Source organism: Klebsiella sp. 2680 (assembly GCF_900198535.1).
Taxonomy (GTDB): Bacteria; Pseudomonadota; Gammaproteobacteria; order Enterobacterales; family Enterobacteriaceae; genus Klebsiella; species Klebsiella indica.
Genome location: NZ_FZNJ01000003.1, coordinates 244,285 through 264,951, shown reverse-complemented (window position 1 = coordinate 264,951; position 20,667 = coordinate 244,285). Strand labels below are relative to the sequence as shown.

The 20,667-nt window shown below is 52.3% G+C and carries 16 protein-coding genes; 14 read left to right on the top strand and 2 right to left on the bottom strand.

Annotated features, from left to right (window positions below; all coding sequences use genetic code 11):
* Window positions 1-225: 225 nt before the first annotated feature.
* Complete coding sequence (gene pyrG / locus FN037_RS14480; protein WP_138360067.1) at window positions 226-1,863, top strand: glutamine hydrolyzing CTP synthase; 1,638 nt, start codon at window positions 226-228, stop codon at window positions 1,861-1,863.
* 80 nt (window positions 1,864-1,943) lie between these two features.
* Window positions 1,944-3,242: a phosphopyruvate hydratase gene (gene eno / locus FN037_RS14475; protein ID WP_138360066.1), complete on the top strand. Its 1,299-nt coding sequence runs from the start codon at window positions 1,944-1,946 to the stop codon at window positions 3,240-3,242.
* A gap of 264 nt (window positions 3,243-3,506) precedes the next feature.
* Here eno and FN037_RS14470 read toward each other — a convergent pair whose 3' ends face one another.
* Window positions 3,507-4,616, bottom strand: coding sequence for an SDR family oxidoreductase (locus FN037_RS14470; RefSeq protein ID WP_138360065.1), 1,110 nt, complete (start codon window positions 4,614-4,616; stop codon window positions 3,507-3,509).
* Between the two features lie 443 nt (window positions 4,617-5,059).
* On the opposite strand from FN037_RS14470, the gene queE reads away from it, so the two are divergent.
* A complete protein-coding gene (queE, locus tag FN037_RS14465; RefSeq protein WP_138360064.1) occupies window positions 5,060-5,731 on the top strand; it encodes a 7-carboxy-7-deazaguanine synthase QueE in 672 nt (223 codons plus the stop codon).
* 86 nt (window positions 5,732-5,817) lie between these two features.
* Here queE and queD read toward each other — a convergent pair whose 3' ends face one another.
* Window positions 5,818-6,180 (bottom strand): 6-carboxytetrahydropterin synthase QueD, encoded by a 363-nt coding sequence (queD, locus tag FN037_RS14460; protein ID WP_138360063.1) that lies wholly within the window; start codon window positions 6,178-6,180, stop codon window positions 5,818-5,820.
* 436 nt (window positions 6,181-6,616) lie between these two features.
* On the opposite strand from queD, the gene cysJ reads away from it, so the two are divergent.
* From cysJ to cas2e, 11 genes are all read left to right on the top strand, one after another.
* Window positions 6,617-8,416 (top strand): NADPH-dependent assimilatory sulfite reductase flavoprotein subunit, encoded by a 1,800-nt coding sequence (gene cysJ / locus FN037_RS14455; protein WP_138360062.1) that lies wholly within the window; start codon window positions 6,617-6,619, stop codon window positions 8,414-8,416.
* The gene (cysI, locus tag FN037_RS14450) at window positions 8,416-10,128 is read left to right on the top strand and encodes an assimilatory sulfite reductase (NADPH) hemoprotein subunit (RefSeq protein ID WP_138360061.1); all 1,713 of its coding nucleotides are present in this window, start codon (window positions 8,416-8,418) and stop codon (window positions 10,126-10,128) included. The genes cysJ and cysI overlap by 1 nt, the downstream gene beginning before the upstream one ends.
* Window positions 10,129-10,229: 101 nt before the next feature.
* Window positions 10,230-10,964 (top strand): phosphoadenosine phosphosulfate reductase, encoded by a 735-nt coding sequence (cysH, locus tag FN037_RS14440; RefSeq protein WP_138360059.1) that lies wholly within the window; start codon window positions 10,230-10,232, stop codon window positions 10,962-10,964.
* Window positions 10,965-11,036: 72 nt separating this feature from the next.
* Complete coding sequence (gene cas3 / locus FN037_RS14435; protein WP_142502772.1) at window positions 11,037-13,694, top strand: CRISPR-associated helicase Cas3'; 2,658 nt, start codon at window positions 11,037-11,039, stop codon at window positions 13,692-13,694.
* A 151-nt stretch (window positions 13,695-13,845) separates the two neighbouring features.
* Entirely contained in the window at window positions 13,846-15,405 is a 1,560-nt protein-coding gene (gene casA, locus FN037_RS14430) for a type I-E CRISPR-associated protein Cse1/CasA (protein WP_142502533.1), read from the top strand.
* Window positions 15,402-15,953 (top strand): type I-E CRISPR-associated protein Cse2/CasB, encoded by a 552-nt coding sequence (gene casB / locus FN037_RS14425; RefSeq protein WP_142502532.1) that lies wholly within the window; start codon window positions 15,402-15,404, stop codon window positions 15,951-15,953. The genes casA and casB overlap by 4 nt, the downstream gene beginning before the upstream one ends.
* Window positions 15,954-15,967: 14 nt before the next feature.
* Window positions 15,968-17,023, top strand: a complete 1,056-nt coding sequence (gene cas7e, locus FN037_RS14420; RefSeq protein WP_138360056.1) for a type I-E CRISPR-associated protein Cas7/Cse4/CasC — start codon at window positions 15,968-15,970, stop codon at window positions 17,021-17,023.
* A gap of 9 nt (window positions 17,024-17,032) precedes the next feature.
* Window positions 17,033-17,779, top strand: a complete 747-nt coding sequence (gene cas5e / locus FN037_RS14415) for a type I-E CRISPR-associated protein Cas5/CasD (RefSeq protein WP_138360055.1) — start codon at window positions 17,033-17,035, stop codon at window positions 17,777-17,779.
* Complete coding sequence (cas6e, locus tag FN037_RS14410; RefSeq protein ID WP_138360054.1) at window positions 17,761-18,411, top strand: type I-E CRISPR-associated protein Cas6/Cse3/CasE; 651 nt, start codon at window positions 17,761-17,763, stop codon at window positions 18,409-18,411. Before cas5e ends, cas6e begins: the two co-directional genes overlap by 19 nt.
* Window positions 18,408-19,328 (top strand): type I-E CRISPR-associated endonuclease Cas1e, encoded by a 921-nt coding sequence (gene cas1e / locus FN037_RS14405; protein ID WP_138360053.1) that lies wholly within the window; start codon window positions 18,408-18,410, stop codon window positions 19,326-19,328. The genes cas6e and cas1e overlap by 4 nt, the downstream gene beginning before the upstream one ends.
* Window positions 19,328-19,621: a type I-E CRISPR-associated endoribonuclease Cas2e gene (gene cas2e / locus FN037_RS14400; protein ID WP_138360052.1), complete on the top strand. Its 294-nt coding sequence runs from the start codon at window positions 19,328-19,330 to the stop codon at window positions 19,619-19,621. Before cas1e ends, cas2e begins: the two co-directional genes overlap by 1 nt.
* Window positions 19,622-20,667: the final 1,046 nt, after the last annotated feature.

The following is a 20,667-nucleotide window of genomic DNA, read 5'->3' as shown; positions in this document are numbered from 1 at the left end:
AGTTTTCGTGATCAAGCGCGATTTGTGTGATTTTTTAAATAACAAGCGCTTGATTTACGTCAAAAACATTTCGCCAAAAGCGGCTATTTTCTCACTCCCCGCGTTTGTGTGAGCCGGATGAAGAGGAGGGATAATGAAAGTTTGTGGCGTCAGTCATGATCGGGTATACTGCTTTCCCGTCCTGGTTATTCCATCGTCTTTTAAACCTAACTTCTCAGGTTCAGCATGACAACGAACTATATTTTTGTGACCGGCGGGGTCGTATCCTCTCTGGGTAAAGGCATTGCCGCAGCTTCCCTCGCAGCCATTCTTGAAGCCCGTGGGCTTAACGTGACCATGATGAAACTGGATCCGTACATCAACGTCGATCCAGGTACCATGAGCCCAATCCAACACGGGGAAGTGTTCGTTACTGAAGACGGCGCTGAAACCGATCTGGACCTGGGCCACTATGAGCGTTTCATTCGCACCAAGATGAGCCGCCGCAACAACTTCACAACCGGCCGTATCTATTCCGACGTTCTGCGTAAAGAGCGCCGTGGCGATTATCTGGGCGCGACCGTACAGGTTATTCCGCACATCACCAACGCCATCAAAGAGCGCGTGCTCGCGGGTGGCGAAGGCCATGATGTGGTGCTGGTCGAAATTGGCGGCACGGTAGGTGATATCGAGTCTCTGCCGTTCCTCGAAGCGATTCGGCAGTTGGCGGTGGATATCGGTCGTGAAAACGCGCTGTTTATGCATTTAACCCTGGTGCCATACATGGCTGCTGCGGGTGAAGTCAAAACCAAACCGACCCAGCACTCCGTTAAAGAGCTGCTCTCCATCGGTATTCAGCCTGATATCCTGGTCTGCCGCTCCGATCGCGCGATTCCGGCGAACGAACGCGCCAAAATTGCATTGTTCTGCAATGTGCCGGAAAAAGCGGTTATTTCGATGAAAGATGTCGATTCCATTTATAAAATTCCAGGCCTGTTGAAATCTCAGGGGCTGGACGATTATATTTGTAAACGATTCAGCTTAAACTGTCCGGAAGCGAACCTGGCCGAATGGGAACAGGTTATCTACGAAGAAGCGAATCCGGCAGGTGAAGTCACCATCGGGATGGTCGGCAAGTACATTGAACTGCCGGATGCCTATAAATCGGTGATTGAAGCGCTGAAACACGGTGGTCTGAAAAACCGCGTAACCGTCAACATCAAGCTGATCGATTCGCAGGATGTTGAAACGCGCGGCGTCGAAATTCTGAAGAATCTGGACGCTATCCTGATCCCCGGCGGCTTCGGCTATCGCGGAGTTGAAGGTAAGATTGCCACTGCGCGCTATGCGCGAGAAAACAATATTCCGTACCTGGGGATTTGTCTGGGTATGCAGGTTGCGCTGATTGAGTTTGCGCGCAACGTAGCGGGAATGGAAAACGCTAATTCCACGGAATTTGTGCCAGACTGTAAGTATCCGGTTGTGGCGCTGATTACCGAATGGCGTGATGAAGAAGGCAATGTTGAAGTACGTTCTGAGAAGAGCGATTTGGGCGGCACAATGCGCCTTGGGGCTCAGCAGTGCCAGCTCAGCGACGATAGTCTGGTGCGCCAGTTGTACGGTGAGCCAACCATTACCGAGCGCCACCGTCATCGCTACGAAGTCAATAATATGTTGTTAAAACCGATTGAAAATGCGGGCCTGCGCATTGCGGGCCGTTCCGGGGATGATCAGTTGGTCGAGATCATCGAGGTGCCGAACCATCCGTGGTTTGTTGCCTGTCAGTTCCATCCGGAGTTTACTTCGACGCCGCGTGATGGGCACCCGCTGTTTGCTGGCTTTGTGAAAGCCGCTGGCGAGTACCAGAAGCGTCAGGCGAAGTAAAAGAGTTAGAACGGCAATGCACCCATCAGGGTGCATTGTTTGTCTGGAGTTTTAGTTTAACTTGTACTGAGGAAAACCTAATGTCCAAAATCGTTAAAGTCATCGGTCGTGAAATCATCGACTCCCGTGGTAACCCGACTGTTGAAGCCGAAGTACACCTGGAAGGTGGTTTCGTTGGTATGGCAGCCGCTCCGTCAGGTGCTTCTACCGGTTCCCGCGAAGCGCTGGAACTGCGCGATGGCGACAAATCCCGTTTCCTGGGTAAAGGCGTAACCAAAGCTGTTGCAGCGGTTAACGGCCCGATCGCGCAGGCAATCCTTGGCAAAGACGCCAAAGATCAGGCTGGCATTGATAAAATCATGATCGACCTGGACGGTACTGAAAACAAATCTAACTTCGGTGCGAACGCAATCCTGGCGGTCTCTCTGGCTAACGCCAAAGCTGCTGCGGCGTCTAAAGGCCAGCCGCTGTATGAGCACATTGCTGAGCTGAACGGCACTCCGGGCAAATACTCTATGCCGGTTCCGATGATGAACATCATCAACGGCGGCGAACACGCTGACAACAACGTTGATATCCAGGAATTTATGATTCAGCCGGTTGGCGCGAAAACGGTAAAAGAAGCCATCCGTATGGGTTCTGAAGTTTTCCATCATCTGGCAAAAGTGCTGAAAGGCAAAGGCATGAACACCGCGGTGGGTGACGAAGGCGGCTATGCGCCGAACCTGGGCTCCAACGCTGAAGCTCTGGCCGTTATCGCTGAAGCAGTTAAAGCAGCTGGTTACGAGCTGGGCAAAGACATCACTCTGGCGATGGACTGCGCAGCGTCTGAGTTCTACAAAGACGGCAAATACGTTCTGGCTGGTGAAGGCAACAAAGCGTTCACCGCTGAAGAATTCACTCACTTCCTCGAAGAACTGACTAAACAGTACCCGATCGTGTCTATCGAAGACGGTCTGGACGAGTCTGACTGGGAAGGTTTCGCATACCAGACTAAAGTGCTGGGCGACAAAATCCAGCTGGTTGGCGACGATCTGTTCGTAACCAACACCAAGATCCTGAAAGAAGGCATCGAGAAAGGCATCGTTAACTCCATCCTGATCAAATTCAACCAGATCGGTTCGCTGACCGAAACGCTGGCTGCAATCAAAATGGCGAAAGACGCGGGCTACACTGCCGTTATCTCTCACCGTTCAGGCGAAACTGAAGATGCGACCATCGCTGACCTGGCTGTAGGTACTGCTGCTGGCCAGATCAAAACCGGTTCGATGAGCCGCTCTGACCGCGTTGCTAAATACAACCAGCTGATTCGTATCGAAGAAGCGTTGGGTGAAAAAGCGCCGTACAACGGTCGTAAAGAGATCAAAGGTCAGGCATAAGTCTGTCTTTATCTGATATGAAAATGCCAGCCTTCGGGCTGGCATGAGGCTGATGACAAACCTGATTTAGATATTGTGCTCGCATTTCTGCCGGGTGGCGGCTATCGCCTTACTTGGCATGTAAAACCAATAATATCATCATGTTATGGGTTTTTCGTAGGCCCGCGCAAGCGAAGCGCCGCCGGGCAATTCCGGAAAAACGCACTTTGTCAGCAATCTGATGCCAGCCTTCGGGCTGGCATTTTTTTGTCGGGACAAAATTGATTACTTAAAATCCACCGCCATTTGCTGTGGAATCGAAAGTCCGCGGGTTGTCTGCACGCAGCGATCGATATAATCGGTAAAGCGTGGTGGTTTCGGCATCCCCATACTGAGCAGTTTGTCGTTGCTGAATCGTACATTGAGCGTGGCGAAGGCACCATACAGGCGCATGGCTTTTAGCATCAGACGTTCGTTGCAGGGGCCGAAGATATCCTTCAGTTCACGACGCATGTTGACCAGCGTTTCATAGCTGACCTGAGCGTACTTGTTGCCAACCGGAGCTTGTTTTAGCGCGGATGCCATGGCGTTATCAATATCCGCAAACCTCACGCTATTTTCTTCTCCTGCCGAAATGTGTACCACCTCCCCATGGGCAAGGGGGCAATTAAGCAGCATCAGCAGCGCATCGGCGCAGTAATCGACGGGGATAACATCAATACGATCTTCCATAGAACACATAAATTTTTGCAGCATCAGACCCATACTGAACACCCAAAAGATGCTGCTGGAAGGCTGACAGCCGTGATGAGTATGACCAACAACAATAGAGGGACGGGCGATAACCAGCGGTAGCGTCGGGCACTCCTGCTGCATCAGACGTTCTATCGTGGATTTAGAGTGCGTATACTCAACCAGATGTTCAGCGTGCTCGCGAAATTCCGCGCTTTCTGCTACCAGTGAATTGGGTTCTGGTGAACATGACATTGCGGTCCCCACGTGCAGAAAGCGCTGAAGGCCGCTGACAAGGGCCATTCTTCGGGCAAATTTTAGCGTTCCTTCGACATTCACTTTCCAGATCAACGGGTTGTTGCCAAAGGAGGCAACGGCGGCGCAATTGATAACATGAGTGACCCGCTCCAGACGCGGGTCGTCAAGAAAAACGTCCGGGGCTGCCAAATCGCCCAGCAGAATGTTTTGCACGCCGAGTACCGCCAGTTTCTCTTCTGCAATATTGAATTTTCGCAGGTTTTCCTTTACCCGTTGAAGTGCCGCAGCATTATTATTGGCACGAACTAACAGCAGCAAATTAATTTCATTGGTCTGATTCAGAACGTTTTCTAAAATTGCACCACCCAGAAATCCGGTCGTACCTGTAATTAATAATGTGTTCATGAATGCTATCTCATTATGTTGGTTGACTGGATTCTAAGCGTCGACAATTAAACGGATATTAAATGGGAGTGTGCCGTAACATACGGTTTATTAAGATTATTTATATATATATGGCGCTGTGGATCGTATTTGACCTTGCGCGGGATTAAGAAATTCATTATTTAATGTATCAGTTTGTACATTCTTGAAATGTCGTGCTTTTGGCCTATTTTCTTATGCTTTTATCGTGACAACTTAAAATATTTTGTTACATCAAAAATGACGTTCGAATAGAGGCTGGTTTTAGCTGGAGTGATCAGGCTAATTAAATAACGATCTGTTTGCTCGTCGGCGTGAGGGTAAGGCATTATTTATTTTTTACCCGACTGCAACGCAGCCGGGGGCAAGACCTGAGCCGGTAAATCTGCGATAATGCGCGCTCATAACCCCAGACAGAGATGATTATGCAGTACCCGATTAACGAGATGTTCCAGACCTTGCAAGGCGAAGGTTACTTTACCGGCGTTCCCGCCATTTTTATTCGTTTACAGGGATGCCCGGTTGGTTGCGCCTGGTGCGATACCAAACATACCTGGGATAAGCTTGCCGATCGGGAAGTGTCGCTGTTCAGCATTCTGGCGAAGACCAAAGAGAGCGATAAATGGGGCCCGGCAAGCGGCGAAGATCTGCTGGCGATTATTGGGCGTCAGGGCTGGACGGCACGTCATGTGGTGATTACCGGTGGCGAACCCTGCATTCATGATTTAACGCCGTTAACTTCTCTGCTGGAGCAAAACGGTTTTAGCTGCCAGATAGAAACCAGCGGCACCCATGAGGTGCGCTGTACGCCACATACCTGGGTGACGGTATCGCCAAAGGTCAATATGCGCGGCGGCTATAATGTGCTGTCACAGGCGCTGGAGCGGGCTAATGAGATCAAGCACCCGGTTGGTCGCGTGCGTGATATTGAAGCGCTGGATGAACTACTGGCGACGCTGAACGACGATAAGCCGCGCATCATTGCCCTGCAGCCTATCAGCCAGAAAGAAGAGGCGACCCGCCTGTGTATTGAAACCTGTATCGCGCGGAACTGGCGCTTATCAATGCAGACGCACAAATATCTGAATATTGCGTGATAAAAAATCGTTCCCGGCCTGCAACTGTTCCCATTTGTGTGCAGGCCGGATAAGACGCAGCGCGTCGCCATCCGGCAAACCCAAAATCACTCGCCGCGATAGACGCAGCCTGCGGTACAGGTTTCTTTAATCATTACCGCGCTGAGCAGCGGAACCACCGGTTTGACCTGCTGCCAGATCCATTTTGCCAGCACCTCGCTGGTTGGATTGGACAGACCGGGAATGTCATTCAGATAGTAGTGATCCAGACGATCGTAAGTCGGCTTAAAGGCGGCTTTAAGCTCGGCGAAATCCATGATCCACCCGGTATGGGGATCGACCTCACCGGTAATCTCCAGACGCACCATAAAAGAGTGGCCGTGCAGGCGACCGCACTTATGGCCTTCCGGTACATGCGGCAGACGGTGAGCGGCTTCGAAGGTGAAATCTTTAAACAGCGTGGTGGACATCTTTTATTCTCAATATGGCAAAAAACCGCCGTAGGGTACCGGAAAGCACATTTTTTATCATTAACTAAAATGTCCCTGAGCAGAAAGTCATCGCGTTTACGCGGTTTTATTGAAATAACTCTTTATATTTCATGTTGTTATTTAATCGGTTTTGTTGTTAATAACTATAACTAAAACAGGTTAGTCCATTTGGTTATTTGTTATTTCCATCCCTTCTTTAATTGTTACTATCAGCACCGTTAACCTTATTGCTCGTCATACTTCGAGCTGCATGTGCGTTGGCAATAATTCGACCCATCTCAGGGCCTCGCCCGGACGACGTTGCCACAGTATCGCTGCCTGCAACCCGAATTATTTAGAGTAAATATATTCTCTTCTGTTTTATCGCGCTGACAGGGCGCGAATCACAGCTTTGCTTACTGGAACATAACGACGCATGACGACACAGGCCCCACCTTCCAATTTGCTACCGCTGAGTCCGGAGCAAATGGCTCGCCTTCAGGCGGCCACGACTGACTTCACGCCTGCCCAGTTGGCCTGGGTTTCTGGCTACTTCTGGGGGGCGCTGAACCAGCAGCCCGGCGCGGCGGTTGTCGCTCCAGCCCAGGCGGCAGAAGTGCCATCCATCACCCTTATTTCGGCATCGCAAACCGGTAACGCCCGCCGCGTCGCCGAAGCGCTGCGTGACGATCTGCAGGCCGCACAGCTCAATGTTAAACTGGTCAACGCCGGCGACTATAAATTCAAACACATTGCCGCCGAAAAACTGCTGGTCGTAGTGACGTCAACACAAGGCGAAGGTGAGCCGCCGGAAGAAGCCGTCGCGCTGCACAAGTTCCTGTTCTCGAAGAAAGCGCCGAAGCTGACCGATACGGCATTTGCCGTGTTTGGCCTGGGCGATACCTCCTATGAATTTTTCTGCCAGTCCGGTAAAGATTTTGATAGCAAACTGGCCGAACTGGGGGGCGAACGCCTGCTTGACCGGGTTGACGCTGATGTGGAATATCAGGCTGCCGCCGCCGAATGGCGCGCCCGCGTGGTCGAGGTGCTGAAGGCGCGCGCGCCTGCTGCTTCGCCGTCCCAACTGGCCACCAGCGGGGCGGTGAATGAGATCCACTCCAGCCCGTACAGCAAAGAAGCGCCGCTGACCGCGACCCTCGCAGTAAATCAAAAAATCACCGGCCGCGATTCAGAAAAAGATGTCCGTCATATTGAAATCGACCTCGGCGACTCGGGCCTGCGTTATCAGCCGGGCGATGCCCTGGGCGTGTGGTACCAGAACGATCCGGCGCTGGTAAAAGAGCTGGTGGAACTGCTGTGGCTGAAAGGCGATGAGCCGGTTACGGTAGAGGGAAAAACCCTGCCGCTTGCCGACGCGCTGGAGTGGCACGTCGAGCTGACGGTTAACACCGGTAACATTGTTGAGAGCTATGCCACCTTAACCCGCAGCGAGTCTCTGCTGCCGCTGGTGGGCGATAAAGCGCAGCTTCAGCATTATGCCGCGACCACGCCGATTGTCGACATGGTCCGTTTCTCTCCGGCACAGCTGGATGCTCAGGCGCTGATCGATCTGCTGCGTCCGTTAACCCCGCGGCTGTACTCTATCGCCTCATCCCAGGCGGAAGTGGAAAGCGAAGTACACATTACCGTTGGCGTGGTTCGGTATGATATTGAAGGCCGCGCCCGTGCTGGCGGCGCCTCCAGTTTCCTTGCCGATCGCGTTGAAGAAGATGGTGAAGTGCGGATCTTTATCGAACATAACGATAACTTCCGTCTGCCTGCCAACCCGCAGACGCCGGTGATCATGATTGGCCCAGGCACCGGCATCGCGCCGTTCCGCGCGTTTATGCAGCAGCGCGCGGCGGAAGGCGCAGAAGGCAAGAACTGGCTGTTCTTTGGCAACCCGCACTTTACCGAAGATTTCCTTTATCAGGTGGAGTGGCAGAGCTACGTCAAAGAGGGCGTACTGACCCGCATTGACCTGGCCTGGTCCCGCGATCAACAACAAAAAGTCTATGTTCAGGACAAGCTGCGCGAGCAGGGGGCTGAACTGTGGCGCTGGATTAACGATGGCGCCCATATTTATGTCTGCGGCGACGCGAATCGCATGGCAAAAGACGTTGAGCAGACGTTACTGGAAGTGATTGCCGAATACGGTGCGATGGACGCCGAAGCGGCGGACGAATTTTTAAGTGAGCTGCGCGTTGAGCGCCGTTATCAGCGAGATGTCTACTAATGAGCGAAAAACATCCAGGCCCGCTGGTGGTCGAAGGTAAACTGGCTGACGCCGAGCGTATGAAGCTGGAAAGCAACTATCTGCGCGGCACCATTGCAGAAGATTTGAACGACGGCCTGACCGGTGGTTTTAAAGGCGACAATTTTCTGCTGATCCGTTTTCACGGCATGTATCAGCAGGATGACCGCGATATTCGCGCCGAGCGTGCGGCGCAGAAGCTGGAGCCGCGTCATGCGATGCTCTTGCGCTGTCGCCTGCCGGGGGGCGTTATCACCACCAAACAGTGGCAGGCGATTGATAAATTCGCCGGTGAAAATACGATTTACGGTAGCATTCGTCTGACTAACCGCCAGACTTTCCAGTTTCACGGCATTCTGAAGAAGAACGTGAAGCCGGTACATCAGATGCTGCACTCCGTTGGGCTGGACTCGCTGGCCACCGCCAACGATATGAACCGTAATGTGCTCTGTACCTCTAACCCGTATGAGTCCCAGTTGCATGCGGAAGCCTACGAATGGGCGAAGAAGATCTCCGAGCACCTGCTGCCGCGCACTCGCGCTTATGCAGAGATCTGGCTGGATCAGAAAAAAGTCGCCACCACGGACGAAGAACCGATCCTCGGTCAGACTTATCTGCCGCGTAAGTTCAAAACCACCGTGGTGATCCCGCCGCAAAATGATATCGATCTGCACGCGAACGACATGAACTTCGTGGCGATTGCTGAAAATGGCAAGCTGGTGGGCTTTAACCTGCTGGTCGGTGGCGGCCTGTCTATCGAGCACGGGAATAAGAAAACCTATGCCCGTACGGCGAGCGAGTTTGGCTATTTGCCGGTGGAGCACACTCTGGCGGTGGCGGAAGCGGTGGTAACCACCCAGCGCGACTGGGGCAACCGGACCGACCGTAAAAATGCGAAAACCAAATATACTCTGGAACGCGTGGGCGTTGAGACTTTTAAGGCGGAAGTAGAGCGCCGTGCGGGCATCAAGTTTGAGCCGATTCGCCCGTATGAATTTACCAGTCGCGGAGACCGTATCGGCTGGGTGAAAGGCATCGACAATAACTGGCACCTGACGCTGTTTATTGAAAATGGTCGTATCCTCGACTATCCGGGGCGTCCGTTGAAGACTGGCCTGCTGAAAATTGCGAAGATCCATAAAGGGGAATTCCGCATTACGGCGAATCAGAATTTGATCATTGCCAGCGTTCCGGAAGAACAGAAAGCGAAGATCGAAAAGCTGGCCCGTGACCACGGCCTGATGAACGCCGTGACTCCGCAGCGTGAAAACTCGATGGCTTGCGTATCGTTCCCGACTTGTCCGCTGGCAATGGCCGAGGCAGAGCGCTTCCTGCCGTCATTTATTGATAAAGTCGAGGCGGTGATGAGCAAGCATGGGGTCGGCGATGAGCATATCGTTACCCGCGTCACCGGCTGCCCGAACGGCTGCGGTCGCGCGATGCTGGCGGAGGTTGGTCTGGTAGGGAAAGCGCCGGGGCGTTATAACCTGCACCTTGGCGGCAACCGCAGCGGGACGCGTATTCCGCGTATGTATCGGGAAAATATTACCGAGTCGGAAATCCTCGACTCTCTTGACGAACTGGTAGGGCGCTGGGCGAAAGAGCGCGAAGCGGGTGAAGGCTTCGGCGATTTTACGGTGCGTGCGGGCATTATTCGCCCGGTGCTCGACCCGGCCCGGGATTTCTGGGAATAACGTGCATCGCCGGATGGCGGCATAAATGCCTTATCCGGCCTACGTAGACGGTAGGCCGGATAAGCGTAGCGCCATCAGGCAAGGCAAACAGTGAGGAACTTATGTCCGTACTCGATCTAAACGTGCTTAACGAATTACCGAAGGTCGATCGTGTTTTGCAACTGGCGGAAACCAATAGTCAACTGGAAAAACTGAGCGCGCAACAGCGTGTCGAATGGGCGCTGGAAAATCTGCCGGGCGAATATGTGCTCTCTTCAAGCTTTGGTATTCAGGCGGCGGTGAGCCTGCATCTGGTTAATCAGGTACGTCCGGGTATTCCGGTCATTTTGACCGATACCGGCTATCTGTTCCCGGAAACCTACCAGTTTATCGACGAGTTAACGGATAAGCTCAACCTGAATCTGAAGGTCTATCGGGCGAAGGAGAGCGCGGCCTGGCAGGAAGCGCGCTATGGTAAGCTATGGGAGCAGGGCGTTGAGGGCATTGAGAAATACAATGACATCAACAAGGTTGAGCCGATGAACCGGGCGCTTGCAGAGCTGAAGGCGCAAACCTGGTTTGCTGGCCTGCGCCGCGAGCAGTCCGGCAGCCGCGCGCATTTACCGGTTCTGGCGATCCAGCGTGGCGTGTTTAAAGTGCTGCCAATCATCGACTGGGATAACCGCACCGTTTATCAGTATCTGCAAAAGCACGGCCTGAAATATCATCCTCTGTGGGATCAGGGCTATCTGTCGGTGGGCGATACTCACACCACCCGCAAATGGGAGCCGGGAATGGCGGAAGAAGAGACGCGCTTCTTTGGTCTGAAAAGAGAGTGCGGATTGCACGAAGGTTAATGTGAGTCCCGGCGCTGCCGGGATTTTTTTGTGTATATTAAGGTCTTCCTGATTAATGGAGTGATCTTGATGATGTTTAATTATTGGGGGAAAGCCCGGCGAGGGGATGATGAGGGAGGTGATGATTATCACTTACTGTGCTGGCATTCTCTGGATGTGGCGGCAGTTGGTTACTGGATGGTGCAGCATAATATCCATAATATCGCTGATTATCTTAAGAAAATGGGCCTGGATGACAGGGCTCAGGCAGCGCAGTTTTTTGCCTGGTTATTATGCTGGCATGATATCGGGAAATTCGCGCATTCTTTCCAACAGCTTTATATTCATGACAATCTTAACTCGCAGAATGACAATATAAAAAATTATGAGGCCATCCCGCATGCCACCCTGGGATATTGGCTGTGGAATGATTATCTGAGCGGGTATTCTGAACTTCTCCCAACATCTTCTCTTGCAGCCCGCAAGTTGAAGCGCGTCATTGCACTTTGGATGCCGCTTACGACCGGGCATCATGGGCGTCCACCGGCTTTGGTCGCGGAGCTGAAAAATTTTCGTCAGCAGGATAAAGAGGCGGCACGCGATTTTCTTGCCAGCATAAAATCGTTATTTCCGCTGTTTGAGATCCCTGAATTTTGGGATGACGATGATAGTATTGCTCTCTTTAAACATCTGTCATGGTTTATTTCAGCGACGATAGTGTTGGCTGATTGGGTCGGTTCTTCAACCCGATATTTTCCACGAATCGCTAAACCGATGGCTATTGAGTCATACTGGCGGCACCATGCGCTGGTGAAAGCAAAAATAGCCATTTCTGTTTTCCCGCCTTCTTCTGAAGTCGCGCCTTTTTCTGGTGTAAATGCGTTATTTCCTTTTATCCGGCATCCAACCCCGTTACAACAAAAAGCGCTTGAGCTGGATATTAATCAACAAGGTCCGCAATTATTCATTCTTGAAGATGCGACCGGTGCCGGGAAAACGGAAGCCGCGCTTATTCTGGCTAACCGCCTGATGGCCGCGGGAAGGGCGCAGGGCCTCTATTTTGGCTTGCCGACGATGGCGACGGCGAATGCTATGTTTGAGCGTCTGGCGGAGAGCTGGCTGGCGCTATACCAACCACATTCACGGCCCAGCCTGGTCCTGGCGCATAGCGCACGTGGATTAATGGCGCGTTTTAATCAGTCAATCTGGTCGGGCGATTTATCGGGTTCAGAAGAACCTGATGATCTTCAGCCTGACAGTCAGGGATGCGCGGCCTGGTTTACTGACAGCAATAAAAAAGCGCTGTTGGCCGAAGTCGGTGTTGGTACGCTCGATCAGGCGATGATGGCGGTGATGCCGTTTAAGCACAATAACCTGCGGATGCTGGGGCTGAACAAGAAGATTCTGGTCGCCGATGAGATCCATGCCTATGACGCTTATATGTCGCGAATTCTGGAGGGATTGATTGAAAAGCAGGCCAGTGACGGCAATACCACTATTCTGCTTTCCGCCACCCTATCTCAGCAGCAGCGGGACCGGCTGGTTGCCGCTTTTGCTAAAGGAACAAAGCGTCAGATTGAAGCGCCATTACTGGGTTATAGTGATTATCCCTGGTTAACGCAGGTCTCTGGTTCGCAGGTGATTTCGCAATATGTGGAAACCCGTAAAGAGGTTCAGCGCAGCGTCAAAGTGGCCTGGATACATAGCGAACAGGAGTGTATTGAACGCATTGAGAAGACCGTAAGTCAGGGGAAATGTATTGCGTGGATACGCAACTCTGTTGACGACGCAATTCGTATTTATCGCCAGCTTCTTGGCAGGGGGGGGATTCCGGCCGAAAACCTATTGTTATTCCATAGCCGCTTTGCTTTTTATGATCGTCAGCGAATTGAAAATCAGGCGCTGGCTCAGTTTGGTAAAAAAGGCGGGACGCAACGTAGTGGAAAGGTGTTGATCGCCACTCAGGTTATTGAACAGAGCCTGGATATTGACCTTGATGAAATGATCTCTGATTTAGCGCCTGTGGACTTGTTGATTCAGCGGGCGGGACGGTTACAGCGTCATATTCGGGATTGTCATGGCTTATTGAAATTATCCGGACAGGATGAACGTGATGCGCCGGAGTTGCTGATTCAGGCTCCTGAATGGAATGACTCGCCACACGAGGACTGGTTTTCCAGCACCATGCGTAACAGCGCTTATGTCTATCCCGATCATGGGCGCCTGTGGCTCACTCAGCGTGTACTGCGTGAACAGGGGGAAATTCGCATGCCTCAGTCTGCCCGATTGCTGATCGAGTCGGTCTACGGCGAAGAGGTCAATATGCCGGAAAGTTTTGTGCAGACAGAGCAGGTGCGGGAGGGAAAATATTACTGCGACCGGGCATTTGCCGATCAAAACCTTATCAACTTTGCACCTGGATATAGCCCGGAAAGCAGCGATTTTTTACCGGAAAAATTGTCGACGCGCCTTGCTGAAGAGTCCATCACCCTATGGCTGGCGAAAATTGTCGATGGCGTTGTTACGCCTTATGCGTCAGGCGAGCACGCCTGGGAAATGAGCGTGCTGCGGGTACGCGAGGGATGGTGGAATAAACATCGTGAAGATTTTACGTTGCTTGACGGTAAGCCGTTTCGGCAGTGGTGCGTTGAGCAGCATCAGAATCAGGAGTTTGCGATGGTGATTGTGGTATCTGATTCTGAGACGTGTGGTTATTCGATGCATGAAGGGTTGATCGGAAAGGCAGATTAACGACACAGAATTGCACTGACAGGCTTTCGTGATCTGTCGTTTGATGATTCACCTGGGCAACAAGCTGACAGTGAGTTTTCAACTGTCAGTCCGTTAAAACTCAAGGGAACACTTTTGCGCCATGGACTGGCGCATCAGGTAAGGAAAAGGCATGTTTCCGATAAATTTAATTTCAACACCCTGGCTTCCCGTTCGTTTCAAAGACGGTTCCATTGGCAAACTGGCGCCAGTCAATCTGACAGATGAAAACGTGGTAGATGTCGCCGCCACGCGAGCGGATTTGCAGGGCGCAGCCTGGCAGTTCTTGCTGGGATTATTACAATGCACTGTCGCGCCGAAAAACAGTGCTCGCTGGGAGGATATCTGGTTCGACGATGGATTGAGCGCAGAAAAACTTCGTCAGGCGCTGGAACCGCTAGAGTCTGCCTTTCAGTTTGGTGCCGATACACCCTCTTTTATGCAGGATTTTGAACCCATAGGTGGCGAGAAAGTTTCAATCGCCTCATTGCTGCCGGAAATTCCTGGGGCGCAAACCACCAAATTTAATAAAGACCATTTTGTTAAGCGCGGCGTCACGCAGCACTTTTGCTCGCACTGCGCGGCGCTGGCGTTATTTTCGTTGCAGCTTAATGCGCCATCGGGCGGTAAAGGTTATCGAACCGGGCTGCGAGGCGGCGGGCCGATGACCACGCTTATCGAATTGCAGGAGTATCAGAGTAACCGGCAAACGCCTCTATGGCGCAAGCTATGGCTCAATGTTATGCCGCAGGATAGCGGTGGATTACCTTTGCCGGAGCAGTGCGATGCATCAGTCTTTCCCTGGTTAGCCGCCACCCGCACCAGTGAACTGGCAAATGCCGTCACAACCCCAGAACAGGTCAATCCGCTGCAGGCCTATTGGGGGATGCCAAGACGTATTCGTCTTGATTTTGCATCCACTCATTCAGGCTCTTGCGATCTCTGTGAAACTCACAGTGATGAACTGCTGAGTTCGATGACCGTAAAAAACTACGGCGTTAATTACGCGGGTTGGGTACACCCACTGACACCTTATCGCCTGCCGTTAAAAGAAGGTAGTGAACGCTATTCCGTCAAACCGCAGCCGGGCGGCCTTATCTGGCGGGACTGGCTGGGATTGAGTCAGGAAGGTACATCAGAAAATAACCGAGAATACCCGGCTCAGGTTGTTAAAACGTTCGCTACGCATAACCTTAAGGATATCAGGATTGGATTGTGGGGCTTTGGCTATGATTTTGACAATATGAAAGCCCGCTGCTGGTATGAACATCACTTCCCGCTGTTATTAACCGAAAACATTATCCCCGATCTGCGGCAGGCGGCGCAAACGGCATCGCGTCACCTCGGCCTGCTGCGTAGCGCATTAAAAGAGGCCTGGTTCTCTGATGCCAAAGGCGCACGCGGTGATTTCAGCTTTATTGATATCGACTTCTGGCATCTTACTCAGGCCTCTTTTCTGGAACTGGTTCGCGATATTGAGAGCGGCCAGAGCACAGAAAAAAGACTGAGCCAATGGCAAAATGATATCTGGTTATTTACCCGCCGCTACTTTGACGATCACGTTTTTACCAACCCCTATGAGGGTACCGATCTCAAACGCATCATGACCGCGCGTAAAAAATATTTCACCAAGTCGGCGGAGAAGCTGAACGCGAAAGCCGCCAAAGCGAAAAAGCAGGAGGCTGCTGAATGAGTATTGTGGAAGACGACCATAAGGCCACGTTGCGCCGATGGCATGAAGAGTTACAGGAAAAACGCGGTCTGCGTGCCAGCCTGCGCCGCAGCAAAACGGTGAGTGAAGCCTGCCTGTCAGAAGGATTTCGTTCCCTGCTGATGCAGACTCACACGTTATGGAAAATAGAAGGGCAAGAGTGGCGTTTTACCGCGCTGGCGATAACCGCGGCGCTGGCCGCACATGTTAAATCTATTGTTAAAGAGCCGAATTTTGCTGCGCAGTTAGGCCAGATGACCGGCAATAACCCGGTGATGTCCGAACTGCGCTTTTCCCGGCTGTCTGCGGTGAAAACGCCTGATGAATTGCTGCGTCAGCTACTGCGTGCGGTTCGGCTGCTTAATGGCGCGGTGAATCTTCCGTCACTGGCAGATGACATCTTTTGCTGGTGTCGGGAAAACGACGAACTGCTTAACCATATCCGCCGCCGCCAGCGGCCAACTGAATTTATCCGTATCCGCTGGGCGCTGGAGTATTACCAGGCCGGTGATGCCAACAACGACGATTAATAAGGGACTCTCAGATGACCACGTTTATTCAACTGCATTTACTGACCGCATATCCGGCTGCCAACCTGAACCGTGATGACACCGGTTCGCCGAAAACGGTCGTGCTCGGTGGCGCGACGCGTCTTCGCGTTTCTTCACAAAGCCTGAAGCGCGCCTGGCGCACATCCGAACTTTTTGAACAGGCTCTTGCCGGAAATATTGGTATTCGTAGCGGACGTATTGCGCGTGAGGTGGCGAAAATCCTGACGGAAAACGGCATCGATGACAAAAAGGCCGTCGAGTGGGTAAAACCGATTGCGGACTATTTAGGTAAAGCTAAAACGGAGAAGAAACCGAAAGAACCATTGACCAATGCTGAAACCGAGCAACTGGTGCATATCAGTCCGGCAGAGTTCGATGCGGTCATGGCGCTGGCGCATCGCCTGGCTGAAGAAAAACGAGCACCGAAAGAAGAAGAACTTTTGCTGCTGCGTCGCGATCGCATGGCAGTCGATATTGCCATGTTTGGCCGTATGCTGGCAAATAAACCGGAGTTCAATGTGGAAGCCGCGTGTCAGGTTGCGCATGCATTCGGCGTCAGTGAAACCATCGTGGAAGATGATTTTTTTACCGCGGTAGACGATCTGCGTAAACCTTCTGAGGATGCTGGCGCGGGGCATCTTGGTGAAGCCGGTTTCGGCTCGGCTCTGTTTTATACTTATATTTGTATCGACAAAGACCTGCTACTGAAAAATCTGAACGGCAATGAAGAGCTGGCGAATAAAACGCTGCGCGCTTTTACCGAGGCCGTGCTGAAAGTCTCGCCAACCGGCAAACAAAATAGCTTTGCCAGTCGTGCTTATGCGTCCTGGATGCTGGCGGAAAAAGGAACCGATCAACCTCGTTCACTGGCGGCGGCGTTTTACAACCCGATCAACGGCACCAACCAGCTGGAGGCCGCGATAAAACGCATTACTGAAATGCGCGAGAATATAAATACGGTTTACGAACAACGGACAGAATCCGTCGGTTTTGATGTGATGAATGGAAAGGGAAGCATCAAAGAGGTGCTGGATTTTATCAGCGCGTAAGGGGCTACTATGAGCCAGTATCTGATTTTTCAGCTTCAGGGGCCAATGGCTTCATGGGGCGTGGATGCCCCCGGAGAGGTGCGCCATAGTCATGAGTTACCCACGCGTTCGGCGCTACTGGGACTACTGGCGGCAGCCCTGGGGATTCGTCGCGATGAAGAAAAACGTCTGAACGAGTTTAATCAGCACTACGCATTTTTGTTATGTGCCAGCAGGGAGCCTCGTTGGGCGCGGGATTACCATACTGTCCAGATGCCGAAAGAAGTGCGTAAAGCCCGTTATTTCAGTCGTCGTGAAGAGTTAAGCGATCCTGAACTGCTGAGTGCGCTGATCTCCCGTCGGGATTATTACACCGACGCCTGGTGGATGGTGGCGATAGCGCAAACCTCCGGTGCGCCATATTCGCTGGAGCAACTACGAGATGCGTTACAACACCCGGTATTCTCTCTGTATCTGGGGCGTAAAAGCCATCCTCTGGCATTACCGCTTGCGCCCTTGCTGCTGGAAGGTTCCGCCCCGGATGTGCTGAGTGATGCGTATGATCAGTATCGGGAGAAGTTCAACAGGCTAAAAATTCCGTTAGCGGAATTACAGCCTCAGTGCTGGTGGGAGGGCGAACATGAAGGTCTGGAAGCCAATAAAGTCTTACGTCGTCGTGACAGGCCAATGAGTCGCCAGCAGTGGACGTTTGGCGAACGCACCGTTAATCAAGGCGTGCTGCTCATCAAGGAGGAACCGTGTATCTCGCAAAAATAACGCTGCATACCAGTAAGCTTTTACCATCACAACTGCTGAAATTAGTGGATCGCGGAGAATATGTGATGCACCAGTGGCTTTGGGAGCTGTTTCCCGGAAGAGGCGAACGGCAGTTTCTTTATCGTCGAGAGGAGCTTCAGGGAGCATTTCGTTTCTTTGTGCTTTCTCAACAACCACCGGCTGAGAGCGATATTTTCGATATCGAATATCGTTCGTTCTTAGCGACCTTAAGCCCGGGTCAAACGCTGCGTTTTAGCCTGCGAGCCAATCCAACGATTTGTAAAGCAGGTAAACGTCACGATCTGTTGATGGAAGCAAAACGTCAGGTGAAAGGGAAGAACGAGGACCTGGATATCTGGCAGCATCAACGGCAGACGGCGCAAGACTGGCTGGCGAAACAAGGGAAACAGAATGGATTTTCGCTCAGTGAAGTGAGTGTGGATGCGTATCGGCAGCAGCAGATTGTTCGGGCGAAGTCCCGGCAGATGATCCAGTTCAGCAGCGTGGACTATTCTGGCCTACTGGTGGTTAACGACCCAGCGTTATTTCTGCAGCGTCTGATTCAGGGATATGGGAAAAGCCGGGCTTTTGGCTGCGGGCTAATGCTGATTAAACCTGGAGACAAAGGGTGACTTATGTACCGCTCAGTCCCATTCCACTGAAAGATCGTACATCAATGATTTTCCTCCAGTATGGGCAGATTGATGTCCTGGATGGTGCATTTGTGTTGATCGATAAGACGGGGATACGTACTCATATTCCGGTAGGGTCTGTGGCCTGTATCATGCTGGAACCGGGGACTCGGGTTTCTCATGCGGCAGTGCGCCTGGCGTCAACGGTAGGAACACTACTGGTGTGGGTAGGAGAGGCCGGTGTCCGGGTTTACTCTTCCGGGCAGCCCGGCGGTGCGCGGGCAGACAAACTGTTGTATCAGGCGAAATTGGCGCTGGATGATGATTTACGTCTGAAAGTCGTGCGTAAAATGTATGAACTCCGTTTTCGTGAGCCGCCGCCTGCGCGTCGTTCTGTTGAGCAGCTGCGCGGTATTGAAGGTTCTCGTGTTCGTCAGACTTACGCATTGTTGGCTAAACAGTACGGAGTGAAGTGGCATGGCCGTAATTATGATCCTAAGGACTGGGAAAAAGGAGATGTGGTGAACCAATGTATCAGCGCTGCAACTTCATGCCTGTACGGGATTTCAGAAGCGGCAGTATTGGCGGCGGGTTATGCGCCGGCGATTGGTTTCATTCATAGTGGCAAGCCCCTTTCATTTGTTTATGACATCGCTGATATCATCAAATTTGAATCAGTGGTCCCGAAAGCATTTGAAATTGCTGCACGTGCTCCTTCCGAACCCGATCGTGAAGTCAGACTGGCCTGTCGTGATATTTTTCGTAGTACCAGGCTCACCGGAAAGCTTATCCCTTTGATTGAAGAGGTTCTCGCTGCTGGTGAGATTGAGCCACCGAAACCTGCGCCAGATATGCTGCCTCCCGCAATTCCTGAACCGCAGTCACTTGCTGATAATGGGCATAGAGGGCACGGTTAATGAGTATGGTGGTTGTTGTAACGGAAAATGTCCCCCCACGTTTGCGAGGACGACTTGCTATATGGCTCCTGGAAATCCGGGCTGGCGTATACGTAGGCGATGTCTCAAAACGTGTGCGAGAAATGATCTGGCAACAGGTTACCCAGTTGGGAGGTATTGGAAATATTGTTATGGCCTGGGCAACAAACACTGAGTCTGGTTTTGAGTTTCAAACCTGGGGGGAAAACCGTCGTATTCCGGTAGATTTGGATGGCTTGAGGTTGGTTTCTTTTCTTCCCATTGAAAATCAGTAGGTTACCTGCTCTTTAATAAGGTGGAGTTGTTACTAATAGGTTGGTATATTGTTTATTTCTAAAAAATCCTATAGAAAACAGATATATAAATTTAGTGTGTTCCCCGCGCCAGCGGGGATAAACCGCGAAACGGCCTAAAGCGCAGCGCGTTGATTTCGTGTTCCCCGCGCCAGCGGGGATAAACCGCTACCATCATCGTTGCGCTTGATACGTTCCTCGTGTTCCCCGCGCCAGCGGGGATAAACCGCTTTGCCGGCATGGTGCAGGGGTTCAGGCATCGTGTTCCCCGCGCCAGCGGGGATAAACCGCAATCATTCCCCCTGTTCGTTTCCCGTGTCGTGTGTTCCCCGCGCCAGCGGGGATAAACCGCGGATAAACGTTCTTGGACGCCTGCTGCGCCTGTGTTCCCCGCGCCAGCGGGGATAAACCGCGCTGTAACCTTAGAGTCATCAAAAGTTTTTGGTGTTCCCCGCGCCAGCGGGGATAAACCGATAGGGCTTTCTTCCAGCTGCGATAAGTTAAGGTGTTCCCCGCGCCAGCGGGGATAAACCGGCGAGGATTGCGGCCATCTACCTTACTTGGAAGTGTTCCCCGCGCCAGCGGGGATAAACCGTTGTGTTAGTGTTTTAACTGTATAAATACCTTGTGTTCCCCGCGCCAGCGGGGATAAACCGCGGGTGAAGATATTAATAAAAGTGGCAATACTGTGTTCCCCGCGCCAGCGGGGATAAACCGCTGATCGTGACCTCGCCGGTCGGGTTTGATCCGTGTTCCCCGCGCCAGCGGGGATAAACCGCCTTTGACAGTAACGCCGGGGTTAAAACTGCAGTGTTCCCCGCGCCAGCGGGGATAAACCGCGGTCGCTGTGGTCGTTCTGGTGGTGGCAATTGTGTTCCCCGCGCCAGCGGGGATAAACCGCCATCGTCGTTGATCCATCGTCTTGCCCTCAGGTGTTCCCCGCGCCAGCGGGGATAAACCGCTGGCAGGTGCCATTCACTATGCCGACGTACAGTGTTCCCCGCGCCAGCGGGGATAAACCGCTGGTG